Below are 788 nucleotides of genomic sequence, written 5' to 3'. Positions count from 1 at the left end.
TCAGAACCTTCGTAAGATGGCCAAGCTGATCCCGATGCCCGCGTGAGCCTCATCAAGCCGACTCGTCCGCGGAACAGCGGGCGTTCACGACGAAACTACTGCCGCCTTTTTCAACGGAATCGGCCAAAAGCCAACATGACCGCCGGCGCTGGCGACGTCCGCTTTCGGGAGCACCTCTGACCGATTGGATTTTGTGTCGCGCCAACCGCCCGGTTGAGCCTCGCCGCAACCGGCCGCCGGGTCAAATCGGCAACAGCGCCGCCCGACTTTCTTGCGGCGACACGCCGCCTGGCAAGCGCTGTCGCCTCGGCCCGCTGAACCCGCATTCGAAGGTCATGGAGTTCAGCAATCAGCTTGGCCATCTCATCAACGCTTTGAAGCAAAGTCTGAACACGACGAAAGCTGCTCATATTGCCACTCACACAAACCGCCAGAAGTTCGGCACATTGCGAGCACATGCACTACGGGACAGAATTTTCCAACGCCGTAGGAATACGGTTCGACAAAAGGAGAACAGCAAGCCGATGCGCGAAAGAGCAAGGCTTACGACCGACGAGGCCGAACGGCACGCGCGCGCGATCCACGTACAGGCTATTGGCGGACCATGTGAGCTCGATCTGGCGCGTAGCGATGGGCTCAGCACCGTTCTGCGTCCACTAGTGGCCGATTGTGTTGAAAAAGGCGGCTGTTGCGACGCAGAGATATCAGTGATTCAGTCTGTCTAATTGGCAGGACTGAAGGTCATGATGGGGCATCGGCAAATCGAACAAGCTGCGTTGTTCTATGAG

1 protein-coding gene is annotated in these 788 nt (G+C 58.1%); it reads left to right on the top strand.

The window, feature by feature from the left end:
- Window positions 1–335 precede the first annotated feature (335 nt).
- Window positions 336–725 carry a hypothetical protein gene (locus tag AC0QUY_RS42620; protein ID WP_475391729.1) on the top strand — a complete coding sequence of 130 codons (390 nt, stop codon included), beginning with the start codon at window positions 336–338 and terminating at the stop codon, window positions 723–725.
- Window positions 726–788 lie beyond the last annotated feature (63 nt).

This window comes from Bradyrhizobium sp. WYCCWR15520 (assembly GCF_056174665.1).
Note: the sequence above shows the minus strand (reverse complement) of the source record. Positions and strands in the feature narration are given on the sequence as shown.